This window comes from Thermoflexus hugenholtzii, assembly GCF_018771565.1.
GTDB lineage: Bacteria > Chloroflexota > Anaerolineae > Thermoflexales > Thermoflexaceae > Thermoflexus > Thermoflexus hugenholtzii_A.
Genome location: NZ_CP076326.1, coordinates 543,988 through 567,483, shown reverse-complemented (window position 1 = coordinate 567,483; position 23,496 = coordinate 543,988). Strand labels below are relative to the sequence as shown.

Sequence of the window (23,496 nt, the reverse complement as noted above, 5' to 3'; positions counted from 1 at the left end):
AACATATGCCAGGGCCCGGCCGTGGATCCAAGGATGGCTTTCCGCCTGCGCCATTCGATGCCGGAGGCTTCCCATGCGAAAAGCGTTGCCGCTGATAGGACTTGCGCTGCTCTGGATGGGCGCGTGCGGTCGGGGGCCCGCTTCGCCCGCGCCGAGGGCTTCCCCGACCGGGATCTCCTCCCCTGCGCCCCGCCCATCGCCGACGGCGACCCCGCTCCGACCTTCTCCTGCCCCCTCCACGCCCAGCGCCTCCCCCTCTCCGTCGGCGGCCTTCCAGCCCCGGGTGGAGGTGGTGGCGACCGGCCTGGAGGTGCCGTGGGCCCTCGCCTTCGCGCCGGACGGTCGGATCTTCGTCACCGAGCGCCCCGGCCGGATCCGGGTGATCGAGAACGGCCGGCTGCGCCCGGAGCCGGTGGCCGTCCTCCCGGTGGCCGCCACCGGCGAGGGCGGGCTGATGGGCCTGGCCCTGGATCCGGACTTCCCCCGCAACGGCTATCTCTACGTGATGTATACCTATCGGGCCGGGGGCGCCCTGCGCAACCGGATCTCCCGGCTCACCCTGCGGGGGGAGGTTGCAGGGGAGGAGCGCGTCCTCCTGGACGGCATCCCGGGAGCCGGGATCCACGACGGCGGCCGCCTCGCTTTCGGCCCGGATGGCAAGCTCTACGCCACCACAGGGGACGCGACCCAGCGCGATCAAGCCCAGCGACTGGACAGCCTGGCGGGGAAGATCCTCCGCCTGAACCCGGACGGCTCGGTGCCGGCGGATAACCCCTTCCCGGGCTCCTATGTCTATTCGCTGGGCCACCGCAATCCCCAGGGCCTGGCCTGGCACCCGGAGACCCAACAGCTCTACAGCACGGAGCACGGCCCCAGCGGCGAGATGGGCCTGTGCTGCCGCGATGAGCTCAACCTCATCCGGCCCGGCGCGAACTACGGCTGGCCCATCGTGACCGGCATCGCCGGCGACCCTCGCTTCACGGATCCCATCCTGTATAGCGGGGAAAGCACCACGTGGGCACCCGCCGGGATGGATTTCGTGACCGGGGACCGGCTGGCTCCGTGGAAAGGGCACCTGTTCTTCGGCGCCCTGCGGGGGCAGCATCTCCATCACGTGATCCTGGGGCCGGATGGGACCACGGTGATCTTCCACGAGGCGCTGTTCCAGGGCGTCTTCGGGCGCATCCGCGAGGTGAAGATGGGGCCGGACGGCTATCTCTACTTCACGACCAGCAACCGCGACGGCCGGGGACGCCCGGGTCCTGAGGACGATCGGATCCTGCGCATCGTGCCGGGGCCTTAAGTTCATCCCACCAGCTGGAGGAAGCCATGAAGGTTCGCGGTAAGGTCATCGTGGTCACCGGCGGGGGTAGCGGCATCGGCCGGGAGCTGGTGCTGGGCCTCCTGGCTCGGGGCGCCCGCGTCGCTGTGGTGGACATCCGGGAGCCGGCCCTCCGGGAGACGGCCGCCCAGGCCGGAGCGCCTCTCGATCGCCTACCCCTTCACGTCCTGGACATCACCGATCGGGAGGCCGTCCGTCGGCTGCCCGAGCAGGTCATCGCGCACCACGGCACCGTCGACGGCCTCATCAACAACGCCGGGATCATCCAGCCCTTCGTCCGCGTCCAGGATCTGGATGAGGAGGCCATCGAGCGGGTGAGGCGGGTGAACTTCTATGGGACCCTCTACATGGTCCGGGCCTTTTTGCCCTACCTTCTCAAACGTCCCGAGGCCCACATCGTGAACATCTCCAGCATGGGAGGCTTCCTGCCGGTCCCCGGCCAGACCATCTATGGGGCATCCAAGGCAGCGGTCAAGCTGCCGACGGAAGGGCTATACACCGAGCTGCTCGGCACCCCGGTCCTCGTGACGGTGGTCTTCCCAGGGGCCGTGGCCACTGACATCGCCGCCCATTCGGGCGTGGAGATCCATTCCCCGGTGAGCGCCCCGCGTTCCATCCGGGCGCTGCCTCCCCGGGAGGCGGCGCGGATCATCTTGGATGGGATGGAGCGGGACCGCTACCGCATTCTCGTCGGGTCGGACGCGGTGTGGATGGACCTCCTTTATCGGGTCAGTCCGAAACGGGCTGCGCACTTGATCTTCAACCGGATGCAGTCCCTGCTGGAGGCGGGGTCCGGACAATGAGCCTGTCAAACGAGGACGAAGGGAGGGACGCGATGAGCCGGATATGGGAGGTTCTGGCGATGATCGGGCTTCTCGGGTTCTGCGAGGCGGTTCGAGGGGGGAACGGCCCTCCGGCACCCCCTGCCCCCACGCCCATGGCCATCCTCCAGGAAACCTCGCCGCCTACACTCTCCCCTACTGAATCCCCTTCCACTCCGGAGCTGGAGGCCTGCGTTCCTACCCCGCCCGACGCCCTGGGGCCGTTCTACCGGCCGGGAGCGCCGGTCCGCTCCAAAGTCGGCGAGGGATTCCGGCTGGAGGGTGTGGTGCGCTCCAGCCAGGGCTGCCGGCCGCTGCCGGGCGCGCGCATCGAGTTCTGGCTGGCGGGGCCAGACGGGCGCTACGCCGACGCGTATCGGGCCACGGTCTTCGCCGACGAACAGGGCGCTTACGCCTTCGAAAGCCACTTCCCCCCCTCCTACGGCGGCCGCCCGCCCCACATCCACATCCGGGTTACTGCGGAAGGGCATCGGGTGCTGGTGACCCAGTATTACCCGCAACCCGGCCAGACGCGGGGGCAGTTTGATCTCGTGCTCGTTCCGGAGGAGAGCTCCCCCTGAGCGAGCTCAATGGAAGAAGGAGCGGAAGGCCACGAGGAAGCCGATCGCGACCACCGTGCGGCGCACCCAGCTCCGATCCACGCGCTGGGCAATGGTGGAGGAGGCGTATCCGCCGGCCATCGCCCCCACGGCCATCCACAGCGCGTCCCCCCAGAGCACGGCGTGGGATTGGATGAAATACAGGGCCGCGATGCCGTTGATGGTGAAGGCCAGCACGTTTTTGAGGGCGTTCATCTGATGGATGTCCTCCAGGCCCATCAGCTCCAGCGCGGCCAGCATCAGGATGCCGATGCCCGCCCCGAAATAGCCGCCGTAAAAGCCCACCAGGAGCTGGAAGAACGCCAGAGCCGCCCACCGCCACGGAGAGATCGGTCCGGCGGGGCGGGGGACCCAGCGCTGCAACCGGGGGCCGACCATCAGGAGGATGGTGGCGAACAGCAACAGATACGGGATGATGCCACGGAAGAGGCGCTCCGGGGTATGGAGCAGGACATACGAGCCCAGGAAGCCGCCCACCAGGGAGGGCCAGAACAGGATCAGGAGCCAGCGGCGGAGCTTCGGAAGCTCCCGCCGGAAGCCGAAGGCCCCGGCGATGGAGCCGGGCAGCAAGGCCACGGTGTTGGTGGCGTTGGCCAGGACCGGCGGACGGCCCAGCCACACCAGGGTGGGGAAGGACACCAGCGTCCCCCCGCCGGCGATGGCGTTCATCGCCCCGGCGATGAAGGCCGCGATCCAGACGATGGGCACATCCCACATCGAGCGCCTCCCGGGTTACGACGGAATCCGCGCCGCGCTCAAGGCCCCTATTGTATCGAATCCCGGCTCGCCACGGTATCCGGGTGGATCATAGAACCGCGGGGCGCACCCGGGGCCACAGATGGATGACGAAGGCGAGGACCCCCAGGGTCTCCAGGGCCGACCCGAGGGCAAGCCCGGGCCCCCAGCCCATCGCCCCCGCCGGGCCGGCGCACAGGACCCCGGCGTTCAGCAGCACCAGGGAAGCCCAGGCCCATCCCGCCCGCCCCCGCGGATCTCCCGGCCGCTCCAGGGCGAACCGCGGGAAGATCCAGTAAGCCACCCCAAAGGCCAGCTGGATCGTCCAGCCGATCAGCAGGCCGTGGATGTGCCAGGGGAGCAACCGCATCGCCCACGGCGCGATGGGGAAGGCCTTATGCGCGAGCATCAGGCCGCCGAAAAAGAAGCCGAGGGCCAGATGGAGCAACGCCAGACGGACCATATACCGGCTCAAGGGCGGCATCTCACCTCCCCTTCACCCGGGGCCAGAGCAGGCCCACGAAGATCCATCCGGCTGCCACCAGGGCCAGGGCGCTCAGGAACAGCCCCCCGCGGGCGATCGGCTGCGGATCCACCGCGACCCATGGTTCGCAGATCGCCCGCAGGATCAACCCGCCGTTCAGCAGGAAGAAGACCGCCCAGGCCAGGGCCTCGTTCCCCCGGGGACGCTCCTTCGAAAGCGGCGGGAACATCCACCAGGCCACCCCGATGATGAACTGGGCCACCCCGCCCAGCATCAGGAGATGGAAATACACCGGGGTGGCCGCCGTGAGGATCGGCGGCAGGGAGATCACCCGCCCCCATCCCAGCAACGCCCCCAGAAGCAGGGCGACGAGGAGATGCCCCAGCGCCGCGCGGATGAACCATCGGGTGAGCCGCGGCATCCTCGCCTCCTCCCCGCCTTACGGCCAACCGCGGACCATGAAGACGGCGAAGATCAACGCCCCCAGGCTGGCCAGCAGCGTCAGGCGGGCCAGCCAGGAGGCGAGGCGCCGCCAGCGCGCCGCCTCGACCCCCTCGGGATCGACCGCGAGGGCCCGGGTCGCCCGGGGACCGGCCCAGAAATCGTGCAACGCGTTCAAGCCGATGACCAGGGCCACCGTGAGCAGCTTCCCCGCCAGCGCCCGCCCGAAGGCGCCTCCCCAGAAGGCGGGATCCATTAGGAGCGCCGGCGTCACCCCCCGGGCGAGCAGGTTGATCAGGCCCGTGAGGACCAGAACCCCCATCGCGATCCAGCCCAGGCTTCGAAACCGCAGGCCGATGGCCTCCAGAAGCGCGGGGGAGAGCGCGCGGAACGCCGGCCGACGGACCACCGGGACCACCGCCAGGGCCAGGAAGAGCAGCCCGCCGATCCAGAAGATCGCCGTCAGCAGGTGCAAGCCCACGGTGATGAAATACAGCGTCCGCATGCGGGATGCCTCCGGCCGGAGATCCAACGAGAGGATGCCCGGATCCCTCCGCCGAGACGTTGCGTTGGGTCAAAGTCCTCCATCGCCCCGGGCCCCCTTCGCCGGAAGAAAGCCTTTCCTCCCTCCCGGAGCCCTGGAAGAACCCTCTCAGGGAGAGGATGCGCGAGAACGCCGGAGATAAGCGGTGACAGCGCGAGCGAAGGCCTCAAAATCTCCAAGATGCTTCTTGAGGATTCCATAGGCGATCGCATCGTCAACCCGGACGTAGTCGTGCACAATGACGTTCCGGAAGCGCGCCATATCGATGAGACGGGGCAACAGGTCCGGCGGCACGATTCCATGCTCCGCCAGCACCCGGAAGACGTCGGCGTTATCCTCCGGATATCGAAACCCCTCTCGGGCGATCAGGCGGCGGCCGATATCCAGGCATGCCCCGATCGCCACCTGAAGGCTGCGTTCGACCGCGCGTTTCAGGCGAGCATCCTGGACGTATGCCTGGAACGAGCGGATTTTATCCCTTTCGCTTTTTAGATAGGCGATCTCGCTTCGAAGCCAGCGAAGCCTTTCCCGGATGACCTCGTCGGGGCTCCCCAAAGCGGCCCTCCTCGAGCTCCTGCTCCAGGATCCGATCGAAGAAGTCCCACATCGGCCGGAGATCGGCGTAGATCTTTCCTGCACGCACCTCGAACTCGATCCGGGCCTCCGGATCCCGCTCGTAGATCCGCTGGCCTTCCCGCAGCACCTGATGGCAGAGCAGCGGAGGAGCCCGGTTCAGGATCACCACATCCACCGGGCGGCCGACGATCCGGCTGAGGGCCTTCGACAGGGCTTCCCGGCGCTCCCATTCCTCCTGGGGGGACGTGGGTGCAGGCGCCAGCAAGACCGCCATGTCCAGATCCGAGCGCGGCGTGGCCTCCCCGCGGGCCGCGGATCCGAACAGATACGCCGCCGCCACGTCCGGCTGGTCGGCGAAGAAGGCGATCAGGCGTTCCCGCAGGGTGTGCAGGTCCATCGGGTCATTCCCCCTCTGCCAGCCACTCGGCGAGGTGCAGGGCGCGGACCGGCAGGCCCTGGCGGTGCAGCCCGCCGCCGATGTGCATCAGACAGCTCCAGTCGCACCCCAGGACCACCTCCGCGCCGGTGGAACGGATGGCCTGGATCTTGCGGGCGAGCATCGCGCCGGAGACCTCCTCGAAGTGCACGGAGAAGAGCCCCCCGAAGCCGCAGCAGGCGGTCGCCTCCGGGAGCAGGCGATATTCCGCCCCGGCAGCCCGGATCAGCCGCTCCGGCGCCTCCCGCACCCCCAACATCCGCAGGAGATGGCACGAAGGATGATAAGTCACCGCTCCCGCGCGCCGGATCCCCAGGTCCTCGATCCCCAACACGTTCACCAGATACTGACTGAGCTCATAGGTGCGGGCCGCCAGGGCCTCCCAGCGTCCGTAAAGGGGATGCCCCTCCAGGAGCGCCCGGTAGCCGTGGCGGATCATCGCCACACACGAGCCGGAGGGGGCCACCACCGGGAGCTCGGGGTCGAAGGTCCGCACCCAATGTTCGGCCATGGCCCGGGCCTCCCCCCAGCGCCCCACGTTGAAAGCGGGCTGTCCGCAACAGGTCTGGGCCTCCGGGAAGCGCACCGCGACGCCGGCTCGCTCCAGCAGCCGCACGCTGGCGATCCCGATCTCCGGCCGCAGCCAGTCCACCAGGCATGTGACGAAGAGCTGGACCGTCGGGCTCATACGGCCTCCTCGATCAGAAAGGCGATCACCTCCCGCGGCCCGTGCACCCCCAGCGTCAGCGTCTTCTCGATGTCGGAGGTCCGGCTGGGCCCCGTGATGGCGATCAGCGCGCTGCTTTCCTCCACCCATTCCATCAGCGCCCCGGAGGCCCGGGCCTCCGCCAGCCAGGCGGCCAGACACGGATAGACCTGGGCCCGCCGGACCAGGGCGACGTGCAGCGGCGGCAACAGCGAGGCGCAGCGCATCCCTCCCGCGCCCCCGGCCACCCACAGCGTCCCGGTGTCCGCGAAGGCGGCCACCACCTCGGTGATGCCGGCCTCCGCCGTCGCCCAGCGCCCCAGCCCCAGGTAGCGCGGTCCTTCCTCCCGGAGAAGTCCGCCGCTCATCACCGTCAGCCCCGCGTCCTCCAGGGCCTCCCGCAGGCCGGGATACGCGTGGTCGGTGCGCGCATCCATCAGCACGTGCCGGACCTTCCGTTCCCGCAGCCGGGCGACGATCTCCCGGAAGGCCGTGGCCTCGGTGGGGCAGTGGACGAAGGCCACGCCCACCGCTGCCCATGCCGCCTGAAGCCGCTCGAGGGCGGCCGCGCTCCCCCGCGGCGCGTCCAGGGGCCACCGCGGGACCGGCCCGGAGGGCACGGGCCGTCGGGTGACCTGCCGACGGACGCGTTCCAGCACCGGATGGGTCATGGGACACCTCCTCCCCGGGAGGCCCACCACTCCCGGAAAGCCGGACGTTGCGGGACGGGGAGATCCCGGATCGCCGTCCAGGCCCGCAGGGGCCCGGGGCCCCACCGCAGCCATCCCCCTCGCCCCAGGCGACGCAGGAGCGCCATCGCCCAGCGGCCGAGCCGCGCCCAGGCCGCGGGGTGGCGGGCGATTCGAGCGTAAGCCCAGAGGGCGGCCCGCTCCCAGGCCGGCAGGAGGCGGCTGGCCTCCATCTGACGCCAGCGGATCAGAAGATCGGGGATGGCGATGCGCACCGGGCAGATCTCCTGGCAGGCCCCGCACAGGCTGCTGGCGTAAGCGAGCTCCGCGCCGGCTCCCTCCCCCAGCATCGGCGTGACGATGGATCCGATGGGGCCGGGATACACGCTGCCGTAAGCGTGGCCCCCGATGGCCTGGTAGACCGGGCAGGCGTTCAGGCAGGCCCCGCAACGGATGCAGTAAAGCGCCTCCTCCAGCGGGGTGCCCAGCCAGCGGGAGCGGCCGTTGTCCACCAGCACCACGTGCAGCTCCTCGGGTCCATCGGGCTCCTTGGGTCGACGGGGGCCGGTGAGGAACGACGTGTAGGCGGTGAGGGCCTGGCCGGTGGCGCTGCGGGCCAGCACCCGCAGCAGGATCTCGGCGTCTTCCCACGTGGGCACCACCCGCTCGATGCCCATCAGGGCCACGTGGATCGGCGGCAGGGTGGTCACCATCCGGCCGTTGCCCTCGTTGGTCACCAGCACCAGGGTCCCCGTCTCGGCGATCCCGAAGTTGACCCCGCTGATCCCCATGCGGGCATCCAGGAAGACCTGGCGCAGGGCCTGGCGGGCCGCGGCGGTCATCGCGGGGATCTCATCCGTGGGGGGCATTCCGAGATGCTTCTGGAAAAGCTGGGAGACGTCCTCCCGGCGCTTGTGGATGGCCGGGGTGATGATATGGGAGGGACGTTCCCCGGCCAGCTGGATGATGAACTCTCCCAGGTCGGTCTCCACCACCCGGATCCCGGCGGCTTCCAGGGCGGCGTTGAGGCCGATCTCCTCGCTGACCATGGACTTGCTCTTGGCGACCAGGGAGATGCCCCGGGCGCGGGCCAGGCCCAGGATGTAATCGCACGCCTCCTGTGCCGTGGCGGCCCAGAAGACCTTTCCGCCGTGTCGCTCCACCTCCCGGGCGAACTGCTCCAGGTAGCGGTCCAGGTGGGCGATGGTGTGGGCGCGGATGGCGCGGGCGCGGTCGCGGACCGCCTCGGCGTCCGGGAGGTCGGCGAACGCCTTCTCGCGGCTGATCTGGAAGGATCGGGTGGCCCGCTGCAGCGCCTCCTGGAGGACGGCATCGGAGAGCCCCTGGCGGATGCGCGCGCGAAAGGCCGGGCTGGGGACGCTCATCGTCTCTCCTCCTCTGGGCGGATCAGGCCGCCGAATCACCGCCGCTTCCCCAGTTTACCTCATGCAACACGCCTCCATCGGGCGCACCGGGAAGCGGCGATCGCCGTTCGATCCGGCAGGGGCGACCTGCTGGGTCGTCTCTATCCTCATTTCCTTCCAGCGGGAAGGATCCGGGTGACAAAGCGCTGGTAAGCCTCCTCCCAGGTGGAGGAAGCGCGGGGCTCATAGAGAAGCGGAGCGAAGGAGCGCCGGATCACCGCGCGAGCCTCCTCGAGGTTGGAGAGATGGCCCAGGGCCATCGCCTGCACGATGAGGTTGCCCAGCGCTGTGGCTTCGGCAGGCCCGGCCAGCACCGGGCGTCCGGCGGCGTCCGCCGTCCACTGACAGAGGAGGGCATTGCGGGATCCGCCGCCGACTACGTGGATCAGCGGGATGGGGCGTGCGAGCAGGGCCTCCAGGCGCTCGATCACCCATCGATACTTCAGGGCGAGGCTCTCCAGGATACAGCGGACGATCTCTGCGGGTTCCTCCGGGATAGGCTGGCCGGTCTCCTGGCAGAACGCCTGAATCCGTGCGGGCATCTCTCCTGGAGGCAGGAATCGCGGATCATCCGGATCGATAAGCGATCGGAGCGGAGGGGCCGCTTCCGCCAGACGAACCAGAGCCTCATAATCCCATTGCTGTCCCTGGGCGGCCCACGTGCGCCGGCACTCCTGAAGCAGCCACAGCCCCATCACGTTCTTCAGCAGCCGGAAGGTCCCTCCCACGCCCCCTTCGTTGGTGAAGTTGTCCGCCAGGGCCTCCTCCCGGATCACCGGGGCCCTGACCTCCACGCCGACCAAGGACCACGTCCCCGAGCTGATATAAGCCGCATCGGGATGCTGAAAGGGGACAGCGGCCACCGCGGAGCCGGTGTCGTGGCTGGCCGGCGCGACCACCTGAGTCTCGGGAAGACCCAGCTCCTGCGCCAGCTCCGGCTGGAGCGGCCCCAGGATGGTCCCCGGGGGCAGGATCTCGGGGAAAAGGTGAGTGGGGATCCCCAGACGTCCCAGCAAATCCCGCGCCCAATCCCCAGCCAAGGGATCGTAACATTGCGTGGTCGTGGCGTTGGTGAACTCGCAGGCCTTCACCCCGCTCAGCCAGTAATGGAAAAGGTCAGGGATCGTCAGGAAAGTGTGGGCGATCTCCAGCCAGGGATCCTCCCGCGCCACCATGGCGAACAACTGATAGAGGGTGTTGATCGGCATGAACTGGATCCCGGTGCGGCGGTAGATCTCCTCGCGGGGGATGCGCTGGAAAACCCGCTCCATCATCCCTTCGGTGCGGCGATCCCGATAATGCACCGGGTTCCCGATCAGCCGGCCCTGGCGGTCCAGCAGGGCGAAATCCACCCCCCAGGTGTCAACCCCCACCGAAGCGATGCGCCCTCCGGAAACCCGGGCGGCCCGGAGCAAACCTTCCCGGACTCCTTCGAAGAGGCGAAGGATGTCCCAATAGAGGGTGCCCTGAACCCGAACCGGGACGTTCGGGAAACGATGGATCTCCTCGACGGACAGGCGTTCCCCATCGAACGTCCCCAGGAACACCCGTCCGCTCTCCGCCCCCAGGTCGATGGCCGCCAGACGAAGCATGCGCCAACCCTCCGTGCCCTGTGCCGTCGGTCTGAGCAACCTGAGCGCCGGCCATTTCCGGTTTGGAAGATGTGCCCCTCAGCGAACGTAGGCCGCGGGAACCCCTCCATCCACCGTCAGGATCCCGCCGGTGGTCTTCGCCGAGCGATCGGAGGCGAAGAAGAGGATGGCCTCGGCCACGTCCTCCGGATACACGTTGACCTTGAGGGTCGTGCGCTGGCGGTAATATTCCTCCAGCTGCTCCGGGGCGATCCCATACGTGCGCGCCCGCTCCTCCCGCCAGCGTGTGTCCCATATGCTGGAACCCCGGATCACGGCATCGGGACAGACCACGTTCACACGAACCCCGATCTCGCCTCCCTCCTCGGCCAGACAGCGGGCCAGATGCACCTCTGCGGCCTTGGCGGAGCTATAGGCGGCGGTGTTCTTCCCGGCGACCAAAGCGTTTTTCGAAGCGACGATGACCATGCTCCCCCCGATCCCCTGCGCCTTCCAGATCCGGAACGCCTCGCGGGCCACGAGGAAATAGCCCCGCACCAGCACGTGATACAGGCGATCCCAATCCGCCGTCGAGGTCTCCGTAACCGGGGCTGAGTGGGCGATGCCCGCGTTGTTGATCACAATATCCACCCCTCCATATGCCAGAACCGTGCGGCGGAAGGCTTCAGCGACCTGAGCCTCATCGGTGACATCACAGGGCACGGCCATCCCCCGTCCCTCCCCATAGCGGGAGACGAGGTCGGCGGCCACCGCTTCCGCGCCCTCCCGGTTGATGTCCAGGATCACCACGTGGGCCCCTTCCTGGGCCAGGCGATACGCCGTCGCACGGCCGATGCCGGAAGCCCCTCCGGTGATCACTGCCACCCGGCCCGCCAGCTCCCGCTCGGGAGGACGGAGGGTCAGCTTATACAGCTCCAGCGGCCAGTATTCCACCGCGAAGGCTTCCGCCGGCGTGAGGGAGACAAAACGATCCAGGGCGGTGGCGCCACGCATCACCGCGATGGCCCGGTGATAGAGATCCCGGGCCACACCGGCCATAAACGCGTCCTTCCCGGTGGCGATCAGCCCGAGGCCCGGGATGAGGATGATGCGTGGGGAGGGATCCATCATCGTGTCCTGGGGACCCCGGTGCGCTTCGAAGTAACGGACATACTCTTCTCGATAGCGCTCAACTTCCCGGACCAGGGAGGCCTTCAGTCCCTCCACGTCAGAGCCATCCCACTCCACAAACAACGGCCAGTGCTTGGTGTGCACCAGATGATCCGGGCATGCGGAGCCCACTCGAGCGACCTCCCGGGCCCCCTCGCTGCCCACGAAATCCAGAACCTCCGGGCTGTCGTCGTAGCGCAGGACATGTCGGCGCTCCCGGCTCACCGCGCCCCGCAGGATCGGCAGCAGCTCCGCCGCGATCTCCCGGCGCCGACGCTCCGGCAACGCGGGGAGGCGCACCCCGCCGAAGACCCGACGGCCCATCGCCCGCTCGGCGATGTAATCCTCCGCCTCCTGGATGATCCGGATGGTGTTCTCGTAGCAGGAACGGGCGTCCTCCCCCCAGGTCACCAGGCCGTGCTTGGCCATCACCACGCACTCCGCCTGCGGGTTGGCCCGCACCGCCTCGGCGATCCACTTGCTCAGGGTGAACCCCGGCCGCACATAGGGAACCCAGACCGCGCGGTCGCCGAAGAGACGCCGCACATGCTCCGGTCCGTTCTCCGACGTGGCCAGACTCACGATAGCGTCCGGGTGGGTGTGATCCACGTGGGGGGCGGGGATAAAGGCGTGCAGCAGCGTCTCGATGGAGGGGCGAGGCATCCCCGGCTTCAGATAACAGTGGGAAAGATACTCCACCATCTCCTCGTCGGAGAGGCTCTCCCGCTCCATGAGGGGCAACACATCGTCCAACCGCAGCGCCGCGAAGCCCTTCAGCGTGATCGTGGCCAGATCCGATCCGGAGCCCTTCACCCACAGCGTGCGAATGGGGCGGCCCCGGAAGTCCAGCTCGATCGTCTTGGCCGATGTGTTGCCCCCGAAGATGTTGCACACGCTTCGATCGGCCCCCAGCAGGCGGGAGCGGTAGACCAGAAGCTCCAGCTCGCTCAAGCCCGCCGCTTCCTCTTCCTTCCAGAGGTTGCGCGGCATCCTCCATCCCTCCTGAGGCAAATCCAGATGAAGCCGAGAGCTCAGGGAGCGGCCCTGAATTCCAAGGTTAAGATGCGCCGGGGTAGCCGCTGGCCGCAACGGCGATCCCCCGTTCCCGGGCCACCTTCTCTGCGTATCCGCTCCGTCGGAAAGCGGCCACCGGGTCCGGATCCAGTCCCATCTCCAGACGGACCTGGGCCAGCAGCGGACGCACATCGGTCTCGTAGGCTTCCAGGAGAACCCGGTGGGCCTCCAGGACGTCGCCCGCCTCCTGCGCCTCCCGCAGCCTCCGTCGATCCACCAGAAGTGCCTTCGCGTAGGCCGTCTGGATGTTCACCACCGACTGGATCATCGCTTCGATCTTCGGCTCGATGTTGTGGGACTGATCGATCATGTAAGCCACCGCCCGGGCCGTCTCCGCCGTCCGCGGGTCCTGCTCCGCTGCAACCAGCTCATTGAAGATCAGGAAGAGTTCGAAGGGATTGATAGACCCGACGATCAGGTCGTCGTCGGCGTATTTCCGATTGTTGAAATGGAAGCCCCCCAACCGGCCCTCATCCAACAAGAAGGCCACGATGTGCTCGATGTTGGTCCCCTGGGGATGGTGACCGGTGTCCACCAGGACCTGGGCCTGGGGCCCGAGGTGGGTTGCGATGACATAGGCCATCCCCCAGTCTGCCAAATCGGTGTGATAGAAGGCCGGCTCGAAGAACTTATATTCGATCAGCATCCGCATCCCCGGCGGCATCCGGCGGTAGACCTCCAAGAGAGCCTCCAGCATGCGATGTTTGCGCGCCCGGAAGTCGTCCTGACCGGGGTAGTTGGTGCCGTCGGCGAACCAGAGGCTCAGGATGGAGGAGCCGACCTTTTCGGCGATCTCGATGCACTCCAGCATGTGCTCCACCGCCCGACGCCGAACCCGGGGATCCGGATGGCAGACGCTGCCCAGCCGGTAATCGTCGTCCTGGAACAGGTTGGGGTTCACCGCCCCGATTTGAAGCCCCAGGCTGGCGGCGTATTGCCGCAGGCCTTCCCAATCTTCCACTTTATCCCACGGGATGTGGATGGCCACCGTGGGACACACGCCTGTGAATCGATGCACCACCGCCGCGTCCGCCAGCTTCTCGTAGATGTTCCGGGCTGCCCCCGGCCATGGAAACACCTTAAAACGAGTGCCGGAGTTGCCATAACCCCAGGAGGGCGTCTCGATCCGCTGCCGCTTCAGGGCAGCCTTCACCGCCTCCACATCCACGCCCCGGCGGGCCAGGGTTTCCGTCAGGGCCTCATATCCAGGCACCCCCGCCATGGCTTCCCCCCTCGTCTGAGCGAACGGAAAGCCCTATCGAGCCGGGGGAGGGCCTCTTCGGCCCTCCCCCATGCTCGCGCATTTAGAAGTTGAACTGATCGATGTTGTTCTTGTCGAACCGGAAGGGCGGGCCGAGCAGGATCACGTTGTCCGGGCCGACCTCACGCTCGCCCAGCCGGCCGGCCTTCACCGTCTTATCCGTGGGCTTGATCTCGCCGGTCAGCAGCCCGTGGGTCACATACATCGCCAGGTAACCCAGGTCCACCACGTTCCACAGGTAGAAGGCCTCCAGGGTGCCCCGCTTGACGTAGGCCCGCATCCCGTTGGGGGTGGCCAGACAGGTCATCTTGATCTGGCCCACCTTGCCGGCCGCCTCCAGGGCGTCAGCCACGCCGGGGCAGCCCACCGAGGTCGGGACGATCAGGAACTGCACCTCGGGGTGGGCGGCGATGAGGTCCGTGGCCTGCTGACGGCTCTTGGCCTGATCGTCCTCCCCGTAGCGGATGTCCACCAGCTGCATCTTGGGGTAGGCCTGGGCCATATACTTCTTCATCTCCTCCACCCAGCGGCTCTGGTTGGGGGCCGTGGGGAAGGTGGAGATGATGGCGATCTTGGCCTCCGGGCCGACCTGCTTGGCCGCCTCGTCGATCAGGGCCTTGCCGATGCCCTCGAAGGTGGCCTGGTTGATGAAGAAGACGCGGGCCTCCGGCAGCACGTCGGCGTCATACGTGACCACCGTGATGCCGGCCTCGCGGGCCCGCTTGAGCACCGGCACCAGGGCCTGAGGATCGTTGGCGGAGACGATGAGGGCATCGGGCTTCTTGGTGATGATGTCCTCCAGCACCTTGATCTGCTCCTCGGCGCTGGCGTTGATGGAGCCCTCATAGTGGAGCTCGACGTCGCCGAACTCCTTCGCCGCCTCCTCCATGCCCTGATGGGCCGACTTGAAGTAGTCGATGCCCACCGCCTTCGGCACATGGTAGATGACGAACTTCTTCGCAGGAGCCGCTGTAGGAGAAGGAGCCGCGGTGGGGGAAGGCGCCGCAGCGGGCGCGGTGGCGGGCGGCTGGGCCGCCGGCGTCGGCGAAGGCGTGGGAGCCGGCGCGCACTGGGCCAGGATCAGGGCCAGGACCAGACCGACGATCAGCAAGGGCAACGGACGACGCTTCATGGCAACCTCCCTCCTCCTGAGATTTGGGGTTCTGAATTACAGTCGCAACAAGGCGAAGAATCGGGCTTCTGGATGCTGCGGTCTCACCTCCTTTCATGGGGAGACGGGTTCGCCGCGGGTGCCGGCTCCGCCTCATGCGCGGGCACCGGCGTTGCCGGGCGCACCCATCCCCGGATGCGCACGCGCAGATTCTCGTTCACCAGCACCGTCAGGATCAGCAACGCGCCGATGATCATGGCCTGAATCGGGGAGGGCACTCCGATCAGGTTGAGGCCGTTCCGCAAGGCGGTGACCATCACCACGCCCAGGAAGCTGCCCCAGATGCTCCCTTCCCCGCCGGAGATCGCCGTCCCCCCCACGACCACCGCCGTGATGACCTCGAACTCCAAGCCCAGGCCGGCGGTCGCCCGCGCCGTCCCCAGGCGCCCGGCCATGAAGAGCGCGCTCACCCCGCTGGCCAGCCCGGAAAGGGTGTAAACCAGCAGGCGGATCCGGTCCACCCGTATCCCGGCGAAGCGCGCGGCCGTCTCGTTATGCCCGATGGCATATAGCGACCTCCCCCAGGCGGTCCGGTCCAGCACCAGCCCGGCGATGAGCACCACCGGCAGGAACACCCATAGCCCTACCGGGATCCCCAGGATCTGTCCCTCCCCCAGAAAGCGCATGATCGGATCCTCATACAGGTAGACCCGCCCCCCACCCCCGAGGCCCTCGGCGATCCCCCGGTAGATCGCCAGGGTCGAAAGGGTCACCACCAAATCCGGAACCCGCAACCGGGTGATGGCCAACCCGTTCAGGAGGCCGCAAAGGGTCGCCACCGTCAGGGCCAGGGCGATCGCGGCGACCATGGGGATCCGATACACGCTCCACGAGAACCCCAGGACGATGGTGGCGAGGGCGACGATGGAGCCCACGGAGATGTCGATCCCACGGATCAGGATGATCATCGTCATCGGGATGGCCACCAGGCCCACCTCCACCAGATAGCGGGAGGTGATCTGCAAGTTGGTGGCCGTCAGGAACTTGGGCGTCAGCAGGGCGATGGCGATCAGCAATCCCGCCACGATCCCCAACAGGATCCCTTCCCGGGTCCATCCCCGGGCGATCGCTCCCGGCCGCCGGATCTCCCTCATGCCGTCCCCCCTCGCCACGCCCGCGCCCACGCCCGCGACCGGGCGATGTCCAGACCCACCGCGAAGAGCAGAAAGGCGCCGTAAACGGCCTGTTCCCAGAGCGCAGGGATACGGAAGTAAATCAGTGCCGAACGAACCAGCGCCAGGAACAGGACCCCCAGGAGAGTCCCTCCCACGCTCCCATAGCCGCCGAAGATGCTGGTCCCTCCGATGACCACTGCGGTGATGAGCAGCAGCTCAAATCCCTGCCCGATGTTGTTCTGGATCACCCCGAAGCGGGAGGCGTGGACGGCGCTGGCCAGCCCGATGGCAAATCCGTTGAAAAGAAGGACGGTGAACCAGATGCGGTGGGGGCGGATCCCCACGATGGCCGCGGCGTTCGGGTTGCTCCCCACGGCATAGACCTCCCGTCCCCAGCGCGTGTAACGGGCGGCCAGGGCCATCGCCAGGGCGAAGGCCGCAGCGATCCAGATTGAGGTGGAAACCCCCAGCGGCCGGGCCAGGCCCACCCCCTTGAAGGCATCGCTGGTCGCCACCCAGCCCGCCGGGACCAGGTGAACCACCAGGCCGCGCAGGAGGGTCATCATCCCCAGCGTCACCAGGATGGCGTGGATCCGCCCGTAGGCGACGATAGCGCCGTTGATCAGTCCGATGAGCGTCCCCACCAGGATCGGAGCCAGGAAAGCCAGGGGAACCGGCCATCCCATCTGGGAGACCTGGGCAGCGACCACCGCACACAAGGCCAGGGCGGAGCCCACCGAGAGGTCGATCTGGCCGGCCAGGATGACCAGCGTCATCCCCACCGCCCCGATGAACGTCGCCGCGTAGTTGTCCAGTAGCAGGCGCAACGCGCTCAGGTCCAGCACGCGGCCGCCCGCCGCGTCCGGCCGCACCATAAAGGGCGTGGTGGCCGCCAAGATCACGATCAGCAGCGCGTTAACGATCAACAGAAACGGCTCCCGTCCTTTCCACCCCATCGGGCTCCCCCCTCAGCGCACCTCCGGGGCCTGGACCCCGCCATTGGAGGTCAGGCCCATGGCCAGCGCCATCACCTGCTCCGGCGTGGCCTCCTCCCGCCGCAACTCGCCCATCAGACGGCCGGCCCGCATCACCAGGATGCGATCCGACATCCCCAGGATCTCCGGCAACTCCGAGGAGATCATCAGGATCGCCATCCCCTGCCCCGCCAGCTCATCCATCAGCCGGTGGATCTCCGCCTTGGTCCCCACATCGATGCCCCGGGTGGGCTCGTCCAGGATCAGAACGCGGGGCTGGGTGGCCAGCCCACGAGCCACCACCACCTTTTGCTGGTTGCCACCGGAGAGGGTGCCCACGGGCTGCTCCGGATCCGCCACGCGGATCCGCAGGCGCTCCCGATAGGCGTCCACCAGCGCGTCCTCCGCGCGGCGATCAATCCAGCCGAAACGGGCCAGCCGGCGCAGGATCGCCAGGGTCAGGTTGGCCCGCACTGAGAGCGGCGCGACGATCCCCTGCCGGTGACGGTCCTCCGGGATGTAGAAAATCCCCGCGGCCATCGCCTCCCAGGGCGCCCGGGGGACCATCCGGCGTCCATCCACCTCGATCCAGCCCTCCTCCGGGGGGAGGATGCCGAAGATGGCCTGGGCAACCTCCGAACGACCGGCCCCCACCAGACCGGCCATCCCCACGATCTCCCCTGCCCGCAACTCAAAGGAGATCCCCTCGAAGAGGCCAGGGCGACCCAGAGCCTGGACCCGCAACCGGACCTCGCCGGGGGGATGGGGCGTATGGGGGAACATCTGGGTGAGCTCCCGGCCCACCATGCGGGCGATCAAGGCCTCCGGCGTGACCGCGGAGATCGGATAGGTCCCCACCCACTGGCCATCCCGCAGCACGGTCACCCGATCGGCCAGCGCGAACACCTCCTCCAGACGGTGGGAAATATAAAGAACGCCTACCCCACGCTGGCGCAGGCGCCCGATGATCCCGAAAAGGATCTCCACCTCTTTCTGGGAGAGGGACGAAGTGGGCTCGTCCATGATCAGGACCCGCGCGTCCTGAAGGAGGGAACGGGCGATCTGGAGCAGCTGTTGCTGGGCGGCGCTGAGCTCCCCGGCCGGGCGATCCAGCGGCAACGAGATCCCCAGCTCCCGGAACACGCCCTCCGCCCGCCGGGCCATCGCCCGCCAATCCACCAGGCCCAGCGGCCCCCTGCGCGGATGAAAACCCACGAACAGGTTCTCCAGCACCGAGAGGGTGGGGAAGAGATAGGGCTCCTGATGGATCACTGCGATGCCCAGGGCCGTCGCATGGCGGGGCCCCTGAAGCCGCACCGGCCGCCCTCCGATCAGGATCTCCCCGGCGTCCGGCTCATGAACCCCCGCGGCGATCTTGATCAGCGTCGATTTCCCCGCTCCGTTCTCCCCCACCAGGGCGTGCACCTCCCCCGCGTAGAGGTCCAGGGAAACCCCGGCCAGCGCCTGAACCCCCGGGAAAGCCTTATAGATGTTCCGAAGGGCGAGGAGAGGCGCATCCATCTCCCGCTCCTTCATTCCGCTGGATAGCCCATCGTGGTCATCAGGGCGAGGTTCGGCTGCGTCACATCCATGCGTGAGAGCTGCACCACGATGGGCACATCGCTCTCCACCTTCAACGCGTAGGGGACACCCCGGGGGATCATATGGCCGCCCAGCTGCTCCGGCCGATCCAGCCGGACATGCCAGGTGCGCTCGGGCGGCACCTTCAGGGAGATCCCGCGAAGGGGATCGCGATCCTCAAAGTAAACCGTGAGGGTGACGTGAGCTTCTTGCGGGGAAGGGTTCAGCAGACAGAGAGACTCATGACTGACCAGCTCGGATGGCCCGGAGGACAGCGGGGGCAGATAGCCGTCCGGGATATACCAGATCCTCCGCCCATGGTTCTGACGAGAGCGCCGCCGCGCCATCGCTGCCCCTCCGTCACAAGGATCACGGGCTCAGACCTGCCAGACCTCCACTCCCCGTCGCCGAACGGCTTCGACCAGCTCGGGCGGTGCCTGCACATCCGTGATCACCAACCGGATTCGATCCAGAGGACAGAACGTCGCGAAAGCCACCCGGCCCCACTTGGTGTGATCCACAATGGCGATCACCTCCTTGGCCGCCTCCACAATCGCCTGCTTGAGGCGGACCTCCTCCGGATTCACATCGGTCAGCCCTTCCTCCAGAGTCAAGCCTTTGGCGCCGACGAAGGCCTTGTGGATGTGCATCCGCCGCAGGAGGTCCTCGCCCCACGTTCCAACCAGGGAGAAAGCTTCCCAGCGCAACATGCCCCCGGGCATCAGCACGGTGATCCCCGGCCGCCCGGCGAACTCCATCGCCACCCGGATGCCGTTGGTGAGCACGGTGAGCTCCCGACGATCCCGAAGGAACCGCGCCAGATACATGGCCGTCGTGCTGGCATCCAGGGCGATGCTGTCCCCATCCTGAACCAGAGACGCCGCCGCCTGCCCGATGCGGATCTTCTCCTCCCGGTTCAGGCGCTCCCGCACTTCAAAGGCCAGTTCGGCCGGGTTGCGATCCGCCGGCAGGGCCCCCCCATGCGTGCGGATCAGCAACCCCTGCGCCTCCAGCCACGCCAGGTCCTTCCGAATCGTCACCTCCGAGAGCGCAAACCGGCGGCTGAGATCCGCCACCGAGACCCGCCCCTCAGCCTCCAAAATCCGCAGGATCGCCTGCCGCCGCTCATACGGATACCGCATGGGGGGTTTCGAATGGTTTCGAATTCTTTGGCTCCAATTGTATTCAAAATCAATCGCTTGTCAAGGGGGCGGAGGGGGCTGGGCCTTCCGGCCTTGCCAGGCGTGGGATGGATCCGGACGCTGAATGGGTTCTGGATCTATGGGTCCGATACGGCCCCCGCCCTGAAAGAGCGGGAGAGCCCGAGGAAGAGCGGAGTTTTCCGGTCTTCAATAAGCGCCCTGGGCCTCGCGCTGGTCAGGCAACGGCTCGCAGCAGCCCGACCCCTCAGCTCCGGGGATCGGGATCCGGCGAGGACGTCTGGGGCTCCGGATCCCGGTGCAGGGGGAGTCGCAGGAGGACTTCGGTGCCGCGGGGGGTGCGGGGTCGGATGTGGAAGGCGCCGCCGTGGGCCTCGAGGATCGCCCGGACGGCGGCCAGGCCGATCCCCATCCCGCCGAAGCGGCGCGTGGTTCCCCCCTCCACCTGATAGAACGGTTGTCCCACCCGCGACAGATGTTCCGGCGGGATGCCGATCCCTTCATCCCACACCCGCAGGAGGATCTCCCCACCCTCCACCGTGAGGGCGATCCCAATCTGACCCCCCGCGGGGGAGAACTTCACCGCGTTATCCAGCACCTCCCCGAGGGCGCGGGCCAGCCCCTCGGGATCCCCCACCATCCACACGGGTTCCTCAGGGATCTCCACCTGAAGCGCGTGGCGGGCCGGATCCAGGCGGGCCTGAAGGCGCCGCGCCGCCTCCCGGACCAGATCGGCCAGGTCCAGGGGCTGCCGACGCCCTTCCCCTGCCCGCGCCACCTGCATGGTCAGCAGCAGCTCCACATACCGGTGCAGCTCCTGCAGGCGCCCGCGGCTGATCTCCACAGCCTCCCGCTGGGCCGCGTTCAAGGGGCCCAGCGCCCCCTCCGCGAGCAACTCCAGATAGCCCATGGCCACCGTGAGCGGCGTGCGCAGCTCGTGGGAGACGTTCTGGATCATCTCCTCCCGCAACCGCAGCGCCTCCCCCAGGGCCCGGTTGAGGGCGGCCCGCTCCGCCGCCTCCCGACGCGCCTGCTCCAGCAGCTGGGCCCGATGGAGCCCCGTGGCCAGCAGATCCGCCAGGCTCTGCAGCAGATCCCGGATCTCCGGATCCAGCGCGCGGGGCCGACGCCAGAGCACGTTGAGCACCCCCAGGATCTCCCCCTGATGGCGCAAGGGCAGCGCGGCGTGGGCGCGGATCCCTTCCCGCTCGATCAGAGCCCGGGTCTCCGGCGGATACGGATATGCCGCGCAGTCCTCCACCCAGAGGGCCTCCCCGATCGCCCCGACACGGCCGGTGATCGTCCCGGCGTCCTCCCCCTGCTCCACCCAGGGCATCGGGGAGAACCCTTGGGCGGCCATGCGCCGGAGCCCGGAGCCCGTCGCCTCCCTCCCATGGACGCTCACCGCATCAGCCCTGAGATGGACCCGGATCTCCCCCAAGACCCGGTCCAGCAGCTCGGACACCTCCTCCCCGTGGGCCAGCGCCCGGGCGGTTTGATACAGTATGTGGAGCCGCTCCGTCTGGGCGCGCAGCCGCTCCAGCAGCTGCAGCCGTTCCATCACGGCGCCGAGCTCCCGTCCCACCGCCTCCATCAGCGCGATCTCCTCGGGCCTCCACACCCGGGGCTCCGGAACGGCCAGGCTGAGGCCGCCGAGGGGCGCCTCCGCCCGCCCGATCGGCACGGTCACCGAGGCCCGAATCCCCAATCGCGCCATCACCGGCCCCAGCGGCCGCGCCGGATGATCCGACGGGAGCGCCTGCCAGTCGCTCACCGCGATGGGCTCCCGAAGGGCCAGGCCCGCCGCCCGCGCCGCCTCGGCGAGGAGCCGCCTCGCTTCCATCGGGAGCCCGTGCACCACCGCGCGGCCGGGCAGATAGATCGCCCCCATCGGGGCCTCCAGGGCCCCGCGAAGCTGCGTGAGGGCCCGCTCCATCAGCGCGTTCAGATCCGGCGCGGCCGTCGCCTCCCGGAGCACCGCGTGCAGGACCTCCAAATGGGCCGCCCGACGCTGCGCCTCCGCGAGCAGCCGCGCGCGCTCCACCGCGCCCGCCACCTGGGCCGCGACGACCTGGGCCAGCTGCTGCTCCGCCTCCGTGAAGACACGAGGGCGCCCCACGCTGTCCACCCCGATGGTCCCGATGACCCGCTCTCCCACCACCAGGGGGACGATCAACAGCGAGCGGATCCCCATGGTCCCCAGAACCGGCCCGACCGGCCCCAGGATCGGATCCCGGACGTCCGGGATGGCCAGGGGCCGGCGCTCCCGCAGGATCCACGCCATCGAAGGGTTCCCCGCGATGGGGATCTTCACGCCCAACCCGGAGGGCGTGCCCGCCGGGTTGTGTTCGGCCACCACCACCAGGTGATCCCCTTCCTCCGCCATCAGGGCGATCGCCCCCCGATCGCCCCGGAGCAGCTCCACCAGCTCCCGGACGATGCGGGCCAGCAGGGGCTCCAGGGCGATCTCCTCGTTGACCATGCGGGCCAGACGGTTCAGTCCGACCATCAGCGGCCCGGCCGCTCCAGCGGCGCCCGCCTGCAGGAGCCCGGCCAGCCGGCGGGCCAGCAGGAGCAACCGTTGCTGCGCCTCCGCCGTCCGCAAGGCGGGGGACCCCTCGGCGGTGAGCACGCCCATGGGCTCCCCGTCCTCCCGGGCGCGCAGGGGGAGATTCAGGCGGACGGCCGGCATAGCCGAGGCGTCAAACGTCTCGATCGAGGGCCGGCCGGAACGATAGGACCACACGGCCCCGCAGGAGGGCTCGCCGGAGAGGGGCCGCTCCAGGATCCCGGCGGCGGCCGCCAGCGCCCCCGTCCCGATCACCAGCCGGAGACGGGCCCCCTCCGGATCCGGGAGCCACAGCCCCAGGGCGACCGCATGCCCCGGGGAGCCCAGCGCCGCTGCCGCCTCCCGGAGCACCTCCTCGGGATCCGCCGACCGCAGGAGGCGGTCCACCCACTCCAGCAGGGGATCCCGGATCGTCGGAGGGATCTCCATCGGCTGAAACCCCCAGCTCGCCGGAGAAGGCTCCTGTATCACCATTCCCCCTCCCTAAGGTTTCCAGGATCGCCCCTTCGGTGCCCCCCTCCACCCGGATCCCCGACGTCGGGGGGCGGCACACCGCTCCCTCTGAGATACCGCCAGGGGATTCAGGAAGATGCCCCCTGCATTCCCGAAGGGGCTCGGAAAGCGCGGGGAAGCCCACCGGGATCGCCCGGGCAAGCGGGGACCGCCACACCTGACGAGGACGTCGGAGGGCACGAAGGGAGGGCGATTTACCCCCCCGGGGAGGGGGTAAGTTTAAATCCGATCCGGCGGACGAGGCCTTCGCTCCAGGCAATCCGAAGCGAGGGAATCCGAAGGGCCTGCCCCTCCATTCTCAGGGGATGGATCCGGCTACGCAGCGCCACGCCTTCCATCGGGGTCCCTTCCTCACATCCCTTCCGAAACCGTTAATGTTATATTAATTCTTACCGGTCGCGCGGTCAAGCGTTCAGCGATCGCCCCGTCTCCCGAATGGGAAAGCCCGGGGCGAGGCGATTCGCCGGGCGCGCCGGGTTGACGGAGCGGCCTCTTCCGGGTAGAATGAAAGCGGTTGCG

General features: G+C 68.4%; 22 protein-coding genes. 3 read left to right on the top strand and 19 right to left on the bottom strand.

Annotation, left to right across the window (positions count from 1 at the left end):
- Positions 1-73 precede the first annotated feature (73 nt).
- The 3 genes from KNN16_RS02685 to KNN16_RS02675 are packed head-to-tail and all read left to right on the top strand — an operon-like array spanning position 74 to position 2,744.
- Positions 74-1,303: a sorbosone dehydrogenase family protein gene (locus KNN16_RS02685; protein ID WP_303898611.1), complete on the top strand. Its 1,230-nt coding sequence runs from the start codon at positions 74-76 to the stop codon at positions 1,301-1,303.
- Positions 1,304-1,329: 26 nt separating this feature from the next.
- On the top strand, positions 1,330-2,145 hold the full coding sequence (locus KNN16_RS02680) for an SDR family oxidoreductase (RefSeq protein ID WP_303898609.1): 816 nt from the start codon (positions 1,330-1,332) through the stop codon (positions 2,143-2,145).
- A gap of 32 nt (positions 2,146-2,177) precedes the next feature.
- A complete protein-coding gene (locus KNN16_RS02675) occupies positions 2,178-2,744 on the top strand; it encodes a hypothetical protein (RefSeq protein ID WP_303898607.1) in 567 nt (188 codons plus the stop codon).
- Positions 2,745-2,750: 6 nt separating this feature from the next.
- Here KNN16_RS02675 and KNN16_RS02670 read toward each other — a convergent pair whose 3' ends face one another.
- The 19 genes from KNN16_RS02670 to KNN16_RS02580 all read right to left on the bottom strand — a co-directional run bounded on the left by KNN16_RS02670 (position 2,751) and on the right by KNN16_RS02580 (position 22,893).
- Positions 2,751-3,500: a sulfite exporter TauE/SafE family protein gene (locus KNN16_RS02670; protein ID WP_303898605.1), complete on the bottom strand. Its 750-nt coding sequence runs from the start codon at positions 3,498-3,500 to the stop codon at positions 2,751-2,753.
- Positions 3,501-3,588: 88 nt separating this feature from the next.
- Positions 3,589-4,002 carry a hypothetical protein gene (locus KNN16_RS02665; RefSeq protein ID WP_303898604.1) on the bottom strand — a complete coding sequence of 138 codons (414 nt, stop codon included), beginning with the start codon at positions 4,000-4,002 and terminating at the stop codon, positions 3,589-3,591.
- A 1-nt stretch (position 4,003) separates the two neighbouring features.
- Positions 4,004-4,423, bottom strand: a complete 420-nt coding sequence (locus tag KNN16_RS02660) for a hypothetical protein (protein ID WP_299288476.1) — start codon at positions 4,421-4,423, stop codon at positions 4,004-4,006.
- Between the two features lie 18 nt (positions 4,424-4,441).
- Positions 4,442-4,948 carry a CopD family protein gene (locus tag KNN16_RS02655; protein ID WP_303898603.1) on the bottom strand — a complete coding sequence of 169 codons (507 nt, stop codon included), beginning with the start codon at positions 4,946-4,948 and terminating at the stop codon, positions 4,442-4,444.
- A 147-nt stretch (positions 4,949-5,095) separates the two neighbouring features.
- On the bottom strand, positions 5,096-5,542 hold the full coding sequence (locus KNN16_RS02650) for a DUF86 domain-containing protein (RefSeq protein WP_303898601.1): 447 nt from the start codon (positions 5,540-5,542) through the stop codon (positions 5,096-5,098).
- The gene (locus KNN16_RS02645) at positions 5,460-5,960 is read right to left on the bottom strand and encodes a nucleotidyltransferase domain-containing protein (RefSeq protein ID WP_303898599.1); all 501 of its coding nucleotides are present in this window, start codon (positions 5,958-5,960) and stop codon (positions 5,460-5,462) included. Before KNN16_RS02645 ends, KNN16_RS02650 begins: the two co-directional genes overlap by 83 nt.
- Before the next feature lie 4 nt (positions 5,961-5,964).
- A complete protein-coding gene (locus KNN16_RS02640) occupies positions 5,965-6,687 on the bottom strand; it encodes a (Fe-S)-binding protein (RefSeq protein ID WP_303898597.1) in 723 nt (240 codons plus the stop codon).
- Complete coding sequence (locus KNN16_RS02635; RefSeq protein WP_303898596.1) at positions 6,684-7,376, bottom strand: LUD domain-containing protein; 693 nt, start codon at positions 7,374-7,376, stop codon at positions 6,684-6,686. The genes KNN16_RS02640 and KNN16_RS02635 overlap by 4 nt, the downstream gene beginning before the upstream one ends.
- Positions 7,373-8,779: a LutB/LldF family L-lactate oxidation iron-sulfur protein gene (locus KNN16_RS02630; RefSeq protein WP_303898594.1), complete on the bottom strand. Its 1,407-nt coding sequence runs from the start codon at positions 8,777-8,779 to the stop codon at positions 7,373-7,375. The genes KNN16_RS02635 and KNN16_RS02630 overlap by 4 nt, the downstream gene beginning before the upstream one ends.
- A gap of 146 nt (positions 8,780-8,925) precedes the next feature.
- Complete coding sequence (gene rhaB / locus KNN16_RS02625; RefSeq protein WP_303898592.1) at positions 8,926-10,410, bottom strand: rhamnulokinase; 1,485 nt, start codon at positions 10,408-10,410, stop codon at positions 8,926-8,928.
- 78 nt (positions 10,411-10,488) lie between these two features.
- The gene (locus tag KNN16_RS02620) at positions 10,489-12,549 is read right to left on the bottom strand and encodes a bifunctional aldolase/short-chain dehydrogenase (RefSeq protein WP_303898590.1); all 2,061 of its coding nucleotides are present in this window, start codon (positions 12,547-12,549) and stop codon (positions 10,489-10,491) included.
- Between the two features lie 67 nt (positions 12,550-12,616).
- On the bottom strand, positions 12,617-13,855 hold the full coding sequence (rhaI, locus tag KNN16_RS02615; protein ID WP_303898588.1) for an L-rhamnose isomerase: 1,239 nt from the start codon (positions 13,853-13,855) through the stop codon (positions 12,617-12,619).
- An 82-nt stretch (positions 13,856-13,937) separates the two neighbouring features.
- Positions 13,938-15,026, bottom strand: coding sequence for a substrate-binding domain-containing protein (locus tag KNN16_RS02610; RefSeq protein ID WP_303898586.1), 1,089 nt, complete (start codon positions 15,024-15,026; stop codon positions 13,938-13,940).
- A gap of 83 nt (positions 15,027-15,109) precedes the next feature.
- The gene (locus KNN16_RS02605) at positions 15,110-16,159 is read right to left on the bottom strand and encodes an ABC transporter permease (protein WP_303898584.1); all 1,050 of its coding nucleotides are present in this window, start codon (positions 16,157-16,159) and stop codon (positions 15,110-15,112) included.
- A complete protein-coding gene (locus KNN16_RS02600) occupies positions 16,156-17,136 on the bottom strand; it encodes an ABC transporter permease (RefSeq protein ID WP_303898582.1) in 981 nt (326 codons plus the stop codon). The genes KNN16_RS02605 and KNN16_RS02600 overlap by 4 nt, the downstream gene beginning before the upstream one ends.
- Before the next feature lie 12 nt (positions 17,137-17,148).
- Positions 17,149-18,675: a sugar ABC transporter ATP-binding protein gene (locus KNN16_RS02595; RefSeq protein WP_303898580.1), complete on the bottom strand. Its 1,527-nt coding sequence runs from the start codon at positions 18,673-18,675 to the stop codon at positions 17,149-17,151.
- A gap of 11 nt (positions 18,676-18,686) precedes the next feature.
- Positions 18,687-19,082: a sensory rhodopsin transducer gene (locus KNN16_RS02590; protein WP_303898578.1), complete on the bottom strand. Its 396-nt coding sequence runs from the start codon at positions 19,080-19,082 to the stop codon at positions 18,687-18,689.
- A 30-nt stretch (positions 19,083-19,112) separates the two neighbouring features.
- The gene (locus tag KNN16_RS02585) at positions 19,113-19,877 is read right to left on the bottom strand and encodes a DeoR/GlpR family DNA-binding transcription regulator (protein WP_303898577.1); all 765 of its coding nucleotides are present in this window, start codon (positions 19,875-19,877) and stop codon (positions 19,113-19,115) included.
- Positions 19,878-20,142: 265 nt separating this feature from the next.
- Complete coding sequence (locus KNN16_RS02580) at positions 20,143-22,893, bottom strand: GAF domain-containing protein (RefSeq protein ID WP_303898575.1); 2,751 nt, start codon at positions 22,891-22,893, stop codon at positions 20,143-20,145.
- Positions 22,894-23,496: the final 603 nt, after the last annotated feature.

Excerpts from the sequence above, each read along its gene's own strand:
- KNN16_RS02580 (WP_303898575.1), bottom strand. The coding sequence starts at position 22,893 with ATGGAGATCCCTCCGACGATCCGGGATCCCCTGCTGGAGTGGGTGGAC.
- KNN16_RS02610 (WP_303898586.1), bottom strand. The coding sequence starts at position 15,026 with ATGAAGCGTCGTCCGTTGCCCTTGCTGATCGTCGGTCTGGTCCTGGCC.
- KNN16_RS02665 (WP_303898604.1), bottom strand. The coding sequence starts at position 4,002 with ATGCCGCCCTTGAGCCGGTATATGGTCCGTCTGGCGTTGCTCCATCTG.
- KNN16_RS02660 (WP_299288476.1), bottom strand. The coding sequence starts at position 4,423 with ATGCCGCGGCTCACCCGATGGTTCATCCGCGCGGCGCTGGGGCATCTC.
- KNN16_RS02595 (WP_303898580.1), bottom strand. The coding sequence starts at position 18,675 with ATGGATGCGCCTCTCCTCGCCCTTCGGAACATCTATAAGGCTTTCCCG.
- KNN16_RS02600 (WP_303898582.1), bottom strand. The coding sequence starts at position 17,136 with ATGGGGTGGAAAGGACGGGAGCCGTTTCTGTTGATCGTTAACGCGCTG.
- KNN16_RS02605 (WP_303898584.1), bottom strand. The coding sequence starts at position 16,159 with ATGAGGGAGATCCGGCGGCCGGGAGCGATCGCCCGGGGATGGACCCGG.
- KNN16_RS02670 (WP_303898605.1), bottom strand. The coding sequence starts at position 3,500 with ATGTGGGATGTGCCCATCGTCTGGATCGCGGCCTTCATCGCCGGGGCG.
- KNN16_RS02630 (WP_303898594.1), bottom strand. The coding sequence starts at position 8,779 with ATGAGCGTCCCCAGCCCGGCCTTTCGCGCGCGCATCCGCCAGGGGCTC.
- KNN16_RS02655 (WP_303898603.1), bottom strand. The coding sequence starts at position 4,948 with ATGCGGACGCTGTATTTCATCACCGTGGGCTTGCACCTGCTGACGGCG.
- KNN16_RS02590 (WP_303898578.1), bottom strand. The coding sequence starts at position 19,082 with ATGGCGCGGCGGCGCTCTCGTCAGAACCATGGGCGGAGGATCTGGTAT.
- rhaB (WP_303898592.1), bottom strand. The coding sequence starts at position 10,410 with ATGCTTCGTCTGGCGGCCATCGACCTGGGGGCGGAGAGCGGACGGGTG.
- KNN16_RS02620 (WP_303898590.1), bottom strand. The coding sequence starts at position 12,549 with ATGCCGCGCAACCTCTGGAAGGAAGAGGAAGCGGCGGGCTTGAGCGAG.
- rhaI (WP_303898588.1), bottom strand. The coding sequence starts at position 13,855 with ATGGCGGGGGTGCCTGGATATGAGGCCCTGACGGAAACCCTGGCCCGC.
- KNN16_RS02685 (WP_303898611.1), top strand. The coding sequence starts at position 74 with ATGCGAAAAGCGTTGCCGCTGATAGGACTTGCGCTGCTCTGGATGGGC.
- KNN16_RS02645 (WP_303898599.1), bottom strand. The coding sequence starts at position 5,960 with ATGGACCTGCACACCCTGCGGGAACGCCTGATCGCCTTCTTCGCCGAC.
- KNN16_RS02585 (WP_303898577.1), bottom strand. The coding sequence starts at position 19,877 with ATGCGGTATCCGTATGAGCGGCGGCAGGCGATCCTGCGGATTTTGGAG.
- KNN16_RS02680 (WP_303898609.1), top strand. The coding sequence starts at position 1,330 with ATGAAGGTTCGCGGTAAGGTCATCGTGGTCACCGGCGGGGGTAGCGGC.
- KNN16_RS02675 (WP_303898607.1), top strand. The coding sequence starts at position 2,178 with ATGAGCCGGATATGGGAGGTTCTGGCGATGATCGGGCTTCTCGGGTTC.
- KNN16_RS02635 (WP_303898596.1), bottom strand. The coding sequence starts at position 7,376 with ATGACCCATCCGGTGCTGGAACGCGTCCGTCGGCAGGTCACCCGACGG.
- KNN16_RS02640 (WP_303898597.1), bottom strand. The coding sequence starts at position 6,687 with ATGAGCCCGACGGTCCAGCTCTTCGTCACATGCCTGGTGGACTGGCTG.